Source organism: Micromonospora sp. M51 (assembly GCF_018070305.1).
GTDB lineage: Bacteria > Actinomycetota > Actinomycetes > Mycobacteriales > Micromonosporaceae > Micromonospora > Micromonospora parva.
This window is the reverse complement of the sequence record NZ_JAGPXZ010000220.1, coordinates 1-8,168: the sequence shown is the minus strand read 5'-3', so window position 1 is coordinate 8,168 and position 8,168 is coordinate 1. Positions and strand designations below refer to the sequence as shown.

Annotated in this window: 7 protein-coding genes and 1 pseudogene; 4 read left to right on the top strand and 4 right to left on the bottom strand. The window is 70.4% G+C overall.

Annotated features, from left to right (window positions below; all coding sequences use genetic code 11):
* Positions 1 to 193 (top strand): annotated as a pseudogene (locus KBX53_RS14270) (hypothetical protein); the annotation flags it as partial.
* Between the two features lie 4 nt (positions 194 to 197).
* On the opposite strand, the gene KBX53_RS14265 reads toward KBX53_RS14270, so the two are convergent.
* The gene (locus KBX53_RS14265) at positions 198 to 968 is read right to left on the bottom strand and encodes a CPBP family intramembrane glutamic endopeptidase (protein WP_210859709.1); all 771 of its coding nucleotides are present in this window, start codon (positions 966 to 968) and stop codon (positions 198 to 200) included.
* Between the two features lie 144 nt (positions 969 to 1,112).
* Between KBX53_RS14265 and KBX53_RS14260 the strand changes: the two genes are divergently transcribed.
* Positions 1,113 to 2,228 carry a globin domain-containing protein gene (locus KBX53_RS14260; protein ID WP_210859707.1) on the top strand — a complete coding sequence of 372 codons (1,116 nt, stop codon included), beginning with the start codon at positions 1,113 to 1,115 and terminating at the stop codon, positions 2,226 to 2,228.
* A gap of 68 nt (positions 2,229 to 2,296) precedes the next feature.
* On the opposite strand, the gene KBX53_RS14255 is transcribed toward KBX53_RS14260, so the two are convergent.
* Positions 2,297 to 3,826, bottom strand: coding sequence for a peptide deformylase (locus tag KBX53_RS14255; protein ID WP_030331595.1), 1,530 nt, complete (start codon positions 3,824 to 3,826; stop codon positions 2,297 to 2,299).
* 325 nt (positions 3,827 to 4,151) lie between these two features.
* Between KBX53_RS14255 and KBX53_RS14250 the strand changes: the two genes are divergently transcribed.
* Entirely contained in the window at positions 4,152 to 4,928 is a 777-nt protein-coding gene (locus KBX53_RS14250) for an IucA/IucC family C-terminal-domain containing protein (RefSeq protein WP_030331597.1), read from the top strand.
* 22 nt (positions 4,929 to 4,950) lie between these two features.
* Here the strand turns inward: KBX53_RS14250 and KBX53_RS14245 are convergent, their stop codons facing one another.
* Positions 4,951 to 6,786: a hypothetical protein gene (locus tag KBX53_RS14245; RefSeq protein ID WP_210859705.1), complete on the bottom strand. Its 1,836-nt coding sequence runs from the start codon at positions 6,784 to 6,786 to the stop codon at positions 4,951 to 4,953.
* Positions 6,787 to 6,999: 213 nt separating this feature from the next.
* Here KBX53_RS14245 and KBX53_RS14240 point away from each other — a divergent pair, with 213 nt between their 5' ends.
* Entirely contained in the window at positions 7,000 to 7,710 is a 711-nt protein-coding gene (locus tag KBX53_RS14240) for a class I SAM-dependent methyltransferase (protein ID WP_030331601.1), read from the top strand.
* A gap of 99 nt (positions 7,711 to 7,809) precedes the next feature.
* Here KBX53_RS14240 and KBX53_RS14235 read toward each other — a convergent pair.
* Positions 7,810 to 8,168 (bottom strand): YbhB/YbcL family Raf kinase inhibitor-like protein (locus tag KBX53_RS14235; RefSeq protein ID WP_210859703.1); only part of this gene is annotated, 359 nt, incomplete at its 5' end.

Below are 8,168 nucleotides of genomic sequence, written 5' to 3'. Positions count from 1 at the left end.
GCCTCGGGCGGCGGAGGCGGCCGCGCGGTTGGCCGCGCCGCTCACCGCGCTGGCCGGTGGTTGGGTGGCGTTGCGGCTGGTGGCCCGGTTGCTGCCGGGGGCGGCGGTGCTCGCGGCGGCGCTGGGTGACGCGGCGGCGGCCGACCGGCTCGCGGCCCGGGCGGTGGCCGTCTATCGACCCGGTCGGGGCTGACCGGTCAGAGCCAGTCGAACCATTCGCGGGGCAGCAGCGCGTAGCCGACGAAGGCGAACACGTCGAGCAGTGTGTGCGCGATGACCAGCGGCATCACCCGCCGGGTGCGCAGGTAGAAGAGGCTGAACACCACACCCATGACGGCGTTGCCGACGAACGCGCCGAAGCCCTGGTAGAGGTGGTAGGAGCCGCGGAGCAGCGCGCTGGCCGCGATGATCGCGGCCAGCCGCCAGTGGAGCTGGCGCAGCCGGGTGGCCAGGTAGCCGACCACGATCACCTCTTCCAGCACGGCGTTCTGCACGGCGGCGAGGATCAGCACCGGGACCGCCCACCACACATCCGGCAGCGCGGCCGGCACCAGCGTCGCGTTGAGGCCCAGGTGGGCCGCGACCCAGAACAGCGCCAGCCCGGGTAGGCCGATGAGCGCCGCCAGGCCGGCACCGCGCGCCACGTCCTGGCCGGGCCGCCGGGCGTCCAGGCCGAGGGTCCGCGCCGGGTCGCCGGGGTCACGGCTGAGCAGGTGTACGGCGAGCAGCACCGGCAGCAGCGCGAACACGATGCCGAGCAGTTGGTACGTGAGGTCCAGCCAGGGTCGGGCCGACGCCGAGGTGTTCAACGAGGCGGTCTGCTTGGAGAGCGGACCGTCGGCGGTCAACTTCGCGATGATCGACACCACCGCGTAGATCGCGGACTGGCCGAGGGAGAGGCCGAGGACCAGCAGCGTCTCGGTGCCCAGCAGTCGGCGGGACACCGGGCGGGTCAGCTCAACGGTCACCGCACCACTCTGCCCGACGGGCGGCGGCGGTGACATGGCCGACCGGCCAGCATGAGCCGATCGCACATTCTGTGCGACCAGTCGACACTCTCCGTGGAGATTCTATGGGCGCCCGATCCGTTGCCGTCTGGAGAAGGAGCGCCCGTGGACAACCTCGCGCGGTTGCTGAAGGAGAGCTGGGCCCTGGTCGAGGACGACCGGGTCCGGTTGAGCGGTCACTTCTACGCTCGGCTGTTCCTGCTCGACCCCGCCCTGCGGCAGCTCTTCCCGGTGCAGATGACCGGCCAGGGCGACCGCCTGCTCGAAGCGATCATCGCGGCGATCCACACCGTCGACGACCCGGAGAGCTTCGACGAGTTCCTCCGGGCGTTGGGTCGCGACCACCGTAAGTACCACGTCGACGAGCAGCACTACGCGACGATGGGCACCGCGCTGCTGGACGCCTTGCGCAGCATCGCCGGTGACGGCTGGAACCTGGAGTACGACCAGGCGTGGCGGGAGGCGTACGCGGCGATCGCCGCCCTGATGGTGGCCGGCGCGGCCGCCGACGACGACCCGCCGTTCTGGCACGCCGAGGTGCTGACCCACGAGCGGTACGGCCCGGACACCGCCGTGCTGACCTGCCGGGCGTTGCAGCATCCGCTGCGCTGGCAGGCGGGGCAGTACGTGAGCCTGGAGGTGCCCCGCTACCACCCCCGGGTGTGGCGCAACTACTCCGTGGCGAACGCCCCGAACGACGACAACGTGCTGGAGTTCCACGTGCGGTCTCCCGGGGCCGGCTGGGTGTCCGGCGCGCTGGTCCGGCGGGTGCGGCCGGGTGACCTGCTGCGCCTGGCGGCGCCGATGGGGTCGATGACGGTGGACCGCGCCTCGGAACGGGACATCCTCTGCGTGGCCGGCGGCGTCGGGTTGGCACCAATCAAGGCGCTGGTGGAGGAGTTGGCCACCTTCAACCGGACCCGGTGGGTGCACGTCTTCTACGGTGCCCGGCAGGCGGCCGACCTGTACGGCCTGGCCGCGTTGCAGGAGTTGGTGGCCGTACACCCGTGGTTGTCGGTCACCCCGGCGTGCAGTGAGGACCCGGACTTCGACGGCGAGCAGGGCGACATCCCGGACGTGGTGGCCCGGTACGGCCCGTGGACCACGCACGACTGCTACGTCTCCGGTGCCGCCCGGATGGTCCGGTCCACCCTGCGGGTGCTCGCCGCGGACGACGTGCCGCCGCCCCGCATCCGCTACGACACCTTCGGTGACCTCTAGACGTTCCTCCCCCCACACCGGGGCGCGTGCCCCTGCCCCCTGGGGCACGCGCCCCGGTCCCTCGTCGGTCAGTAACTCCACGGGTGGGCGGTCTCGCGGTACTCCTCCACCGGCACCAACGGCACGCCGGGTGCCATCCGGTCCACGTAGAGCCGGCCCTCCAGGTGGTCGACCTCGTGTGCGACAAGGCGGGCCATGCCGAACTCGAACGAGGTGATGATCCGGCTGCCGTCCCACCGGGCGTGCTCCACGTCCAGGCGCAGCGGTCGGGGCACCAGGCCTCGGTGGTCGAAGAAGGAGAGGCAGCCCTCGTACTGCTCGTCGGTTTCCAGGTCGGCGTCGACCACCCGGGGGTTGAGCAGCACGACCGGCTCCGCCGCCCGGTCGGGGGGCCGCACCACCGCTGCCGCCCGGTCGATGCCGAACTGCGGGGCGGCGACCCCCACTCCCTTGCTGAACGGGTGCAGCTCGTCCAACCGGGTCAGGATCGCGGTGAGCCGGTCGACAACGGCCCGGGCCCCCCGTTCCTCACTGGGCAGATCGAACGGGCGGGCACGCTGGCGGAGCAGATCGGCGCCGCGTTGCAGCACGCCGAGGCCGCGCATCCGGTCGCTGGGTCGGACCCGGGTGGCGCCGGGTCCGACGTCCGGTTCGGTGTCCGGTCGGGCCCGGAAGCGCCACTGCATCCGGTAGCGGGCGTTCAACGGCGGGTCGTCGGTCTGCCAGTCGTAGATCGCCCGGTCGTCCTCGTCGTGACGCTGCGGGGCCGTCCGCAGCGGGCCCTCCTCCGCGCTGAGCGAGGTCTCCACGCCCCAGACCTGTGGGTCGAGCGCCGCCGGCAGGTCCAGGCGTACGGCCAGCTGCCGGGTGGGCAGCCGGACGGCTCGCTGGAACCAGAGGCCCCACTTCTCGTGCCCGACGCTGTACGCGTACTCGACGGTGGCCCGGTCACCCGGGTAGAGGGGGAAGCGCCGCTCTCCGTTCTCGAAGAGCAGCCAGATCTCCTTGAACGCGTCCCGGTCGTGTTTGGCCCGCCAGTGCATCGGCTCCGGGTCCCCGCCGCCGTCGTCCCGGCGGGCCTGTATCTGCAGCTCGGCGAAGGTGAGGGGGTGCTCCCGGTGGTGCCGGTTGGAGCGGCCGGGGTCGTTCGGGTAGCGGTCGACGGCGACCCGGACCAGGTAGCGGGTGACCGGCTCAAGGCCGGCGTTGTACAGCTCCCGGCGGATGACGCACCGGTAGCCGTCCTCGGTGTGGGTGAGGGTGGCCAGTTCCCGTTCCACGACCAGCCCGGTGCCGGGTGGCAGCCACTGTCCCGGCAGGTACGGCCCGCGGTGCGGCTGGCCCACCCGGGCGTGCCGTAGGTCGTCGTACTCCCGGAAGCGTTGCCAGATCGCGCCGCTGGCTTCCAGGACGGCCTCGGCTCGGCGGGCGAAGTCCTCGGTGGGGCGGTGCCGGCGCCCCTCGACGTGGCTCACGTAGGACGGGTCGAACCCCATCAGAACGGCCAGTTGCTTCTTTGACAGCCCGCGCCCGGTCCGTTGCCGGGCGAGTTCGGCCGCGAAGGAGTCGGCAGCCCGTTCGAGGGGTGAGGTCGTCATCAGCTTCCTCGTGGCCGGGGATATAAGTTTCACGTTCCGTGCCCGAGCACACACTCATGTGGCATCTTTTCGACACACCGCTTGACAATTCACCGAAGACACCAGCCGTGTGGCGGCGTTTCCCAGCATCGGCTCCGGGTAGTAGCCGAGGCGTCACACCCGCCGGATGCGGAGTGACCTGCGCCTCCGGGATTGGACCAAGGTGAGCCTTCCCTTACGGTCGCAGGTCTGGTTAGGCTAGCCTTAGCTCAGGACGGCACTCGTTCGTCCGCCGGGGCGCACTCCTCGGTCACAGAGACAGGGGACGACTCAGGTGACAGCGGTGATGCCGAGGTGGGAGGCCGCCACCACGCCGCTCGCTCCCGTCACCGCTGCGCTTCGGGCCATGTTCGGCACCGACGACCTCCCCGGCCTCGCCCGGGGTCTGCTGGTCGAGGACGAGTTCGGCTGGTCGCCCGCCACCACCCTGATCGACGGCAGCCGACTGCCGGAGCTGCTGAACGGCGCCGCCGTCCGCTGGGGCGGCACCCCGCACGCCTGCGCGGCACTGGCCTGGAAGTCGTACAGCTACTGGGCCGCGCTGCCGGTCGTGCTCGGCTGGGCCTCCGCCCGGCGGGTGCCACTGCTCGATCCGGCCGACCTCCTGATCCACTTCGAGGACCACCGGCAGCTGCTCACCATGGGTCTGCGGCGGGGCACCACGGTGGCAGTGCTGCCGAACGACCCGCTGGCGCTCGCCGGCCTGCCGGAGGTGCGGGTCGTCGCCGACGAGGCGGAGCTACTCGCCGCACTGCGCGCGTCACTGCTCGACGCCCATCTGGCGCCGCTCATCACGGCGATCCAGTCCGAGGTCCGGGTGGGCACCCGGACGCTGCTCGGCTCGGTCGCCTCCGGCATCGCGCACGGCATCCTGCGGGCCGCCGACGGTCTGCCCGGCTCCACGGTGCAGAGCATCGAGACCCTGCTCGGCGCACTCGACCTGACCGACCTGATCGAGTTGGTGCCCGGGCCGACCGGTGAGCCGACAGTGCAGCGGCGTACCTGCTGCCTCGCCTTCACCCTGCCCCGGCCGAAGGTCTGCCAGGGCTGCTGCGTCCGTTAGGTAAGGGCTGGGCCGGCGCGGCTCAGTCGGTCAACGACCGGACGTCCCACACCCACACCCCACCGGTGAAGACCGGTTCGATCCCGGTCAGCTCGGTCATCCCCCGACGCAGCGCGGCCTCGTGCTCGTGTGGCCCGAGGATCACCACCCCAGCCCGCCAGTAGCGCAGGTCGTCGACCGCTCGGACCCGACTCTGCGGGGTGATCGGCGGCACCGCGCCCGTGCGCCGGATGGTGGCGAAGAAGTTGCTGGTGGGGCGCGGAACCGCGCCGAACAGCGCGACCTTCGGCGGGTCGGCGTTCGGGCGGGTGTCCGGGCCGAGGAAGTAGCCCCGTGCCAGCGGCATGTCCAGCCGGGTCGACGCGGACCAGCGCAGCGGCTCCGCGTACGTGGTGTCCGGCAACGGCAGGGTGACCACACTGCGCCCACCGCTCACGTACGGACGCCAGGCCCCACTGGTCACGAAGGTGGGGATCGGGTCGAGGCGGGCCACCGGCAGCGGGGTGGGAACGATCGGCAACAGGGCCATCGTGAGCATGGTGGCGGTGACGAAGCGGATCTGTCCCCGGGCCACCGGGTGCGCGTACGCCAACTCGCGGGCCCGTTCGGCGCCGTAGGCGAGCAGCAGCCCGATGATCGGGGTTATCGCCAACGCCCAGCGCGTCGGCACCACCGAGTGCAGGATGGGCAGGTTCTCCAACGCCGCCCAGGGGCCCGGCACACCGGTACCCCGGTTGTTGAAGCGGACCTCCCGACCCAGTGAGAGCACCGCGAAGAGCAACCCGAGCCCGGCCAGCGCGAGCACCACTATCGAGCGACGCAACCACCAGACCAGGGCGATCACCAGCACCACCAGTGCCCAGCCGAAGAAGCTGTTCTCCTCGGTCGGGTTCTTGGCCAGGCCCGCTGCGGTGCGCGCGTTCCCGGCGAGGGACTCCCGGGAGTACGCGACGAACGAGGCCAGGTCACTGGAGTAGCCGCGGATCAGGCGGGACAGCCCGGAGTACGCGTCCGGGCCGAAGAACTGCACGTACAGGGGGTACGCCAGCAGGAGCGCGGCGATCCCGGCGGCGACGGCCAGGCCGGCGAGGAAGGACCGGGCCCGTGACCGGATGTCCGCGCGGCCGACGGCGAGCACACCGATGACCACGCCGAGCCCGATCGCGGTCATCAGCAGGATCTCCAGGTTGAGGAATGCCTGCCAGACGATGACGAGCGCGAGGAGGACCCCGTTGCGCAGCCAGCGGCCCGGTTCGCCGAGTCGTAGCGTGCGCCAGATGATCAACGGGACGACGAACTGCGACACGATGTTCGGGTGACCATTGGCGTGCGACACCATCGCCGGTGCGAACGCGCAGAAGCCGGCGCCCAGCCAGGCCGGTCCCCGGCTGCCGATCAGGACCCGGGAGAGCACGAAATACCAGGCCGTGGCGGTGGCAATCATGCCGACGGTGAGAAAGACCAGGAATGACGCGCGCGGCCCGAACAGCAGGGTGATCGGCGTCATTGGCAATGAAATGGATAATACGGACGTATTGGCCATCAGATTCACGCCGTCGGGCACGTTCATCTGATTGGAATGGAACGGATACGCAAAGTGCGTGACTACTCGCGCTCCGTGGGCCATCATCCATTCGAACTGCGACTGGTCGGACTGGTTGTCCCGCACATCGCTGCCCGGGTCCAGCCAGAGTCGACCGGTGACCCAGAAGCCGAGCACCACGAAGCTCAGCACTGCGGCCAGATCCGCCCATTTCCCCCTGCGGGAAGGCCGAACGGCACCGGAGGCCCCCTCCGCCGACGGCGCGGCGGCCGGGCCGTCGCTGCCGCTGGGCACGTCCGATTCAGGAGTAGTCATGACAATTCATAGGGTAGTCAGCGCATGGCACCGCCGTGACATGTTTCGGGGTACTGCCGTACTATGTGCCGGGTTCGCCGACCGCCGATCACGAATCCACCCCCCCGACCACAATTCGGCCACCCCGATGCCCCGATTCTTCTGCCGTCCCAGCGGATGATTCACTCTGTCGGTCCAGGCACGGGTCGAGTTCATATCGTGAGGAATCGACGCATGGCAGAAATCACTGGGGATCAGCGCGTGCAGTCCGAGGTGCTGGAAGGCCTGGCAACCGCTGTCAACCACCGTCGCTGGTTCATCGAGCTGGCCGTGCCGTACCTCGGCGACGACCCGATCGAGATCGGCAGCGGCCTTGGTGACTACGCGCTGGAATGGTCAGAGCGGCTGCCCCGGTTCACCGCCACCGAGGCCGACCCGGACCGGCTGGTGCAGCTCAAGGAGCGCCTCGCCGACCGTCCGAACATCGACGTCCGGCAGATGCTGCTGCCGCACAACGGCCGGGGCGACTACAGCGCCGCGGTCTCGTACAACGTCCTGGAGCACATCGAGGACCACGTGGGCGCGCTGCGGAGCATGCGCGACCTGGTCCGACCCGGCGGCGCCGTGATCATCATCGTGCCCGCGTTCCAGTTCGCGATGGGTCCGGCCGACATCGCCACCGGGCACGTCCGCCGCTACACCAAGAAGACGCTCGGTGCGGCGATGGCCGACGCCGGCCTGACCGTCGAGAAGATCCACTACGCGAACGCGCTCGGGCTGATCGGCTACTTCATGGCCACCAAGGTCTTCCGGCTGATGCCGAAGGAGGGCCCGATGGTCAAGGTGTACGACACCCTCGTCCTGCCCGCCACCAAAGCCGCCGAGCAACTGGTCCTCCCACCCTTCGGCCAGTCCGTCTTCGCCGTGGCCAGAGTCCCCTCCTGACCCCATCGCCGCGCGATCTTGCGCTTTCGGTCGTCGCTATGCCCTTTATGTCGAGAAAGTCGGGACAGAAAGTGCAAGATCGCGGCGGCTGGGCGGCGGTTACTCCTTGATCTGGTACGTGGGGCGGATTACCGCTCTCGCCAGGGTGTGGAACGTGAGGTTGAAGCCCACGTAGGCGGGGGTGGCGTCCGGGGTCAGGTCGAGGCGCTCGACGTCCACGGCGTGCACCGCGAAGACGTACCGGTGCGGGCGGTCGCCGGGGGGCGGAGCCGCCCCGCCGTAACCCTGGTCGCCGTAGTCGTTACGCACCGAGAACGCCCCGCCGAGGTCGGCGCCCGCCGCGCCGCCCGCCCCGCTGGGCAACTGGGTGACGCTGGCCGGCAGGTTCACCAGCACCCAGTGCCAGAAACCGCTACCGGTCGGCGCGTCGGGGTCGTAGCAGGTCACCGCGAAGCTCT

Excerpts from the sequence above, each read along its gene's own strand:
- KBX53_RS14250 (WP_030331597.1), top strand. The coding sequence starts at position 4,152 with ATGCCGAGGTGGGAGGCCGCCACCACGCCGCTCGCTCCCGTCACCGCT.
- KBX53_RS14255 (WP_030331595.1), bottom strand. The coding sequence starts at position 3,826 with ATGACGACCTCACCCCTCGAACGGGCTGCCGACTCCTTCGCGGCCGAA.
- KBX53_RS14245 (WP_210859705.1), bottom strand. The coding sequence starts at position 6,786 with ATGACTACTCCTGAATCGGACGTGCCCAGCGGCAGCGACGGCCCGGCC.
- KBX53_RS14240 (WP_030331601.1), top strand. The coding sequence starts at position 7,000 with ATGGCAGAAATCACTGGGGATCAGCGCGTGCAGTCCGAGGTGCTGGAA.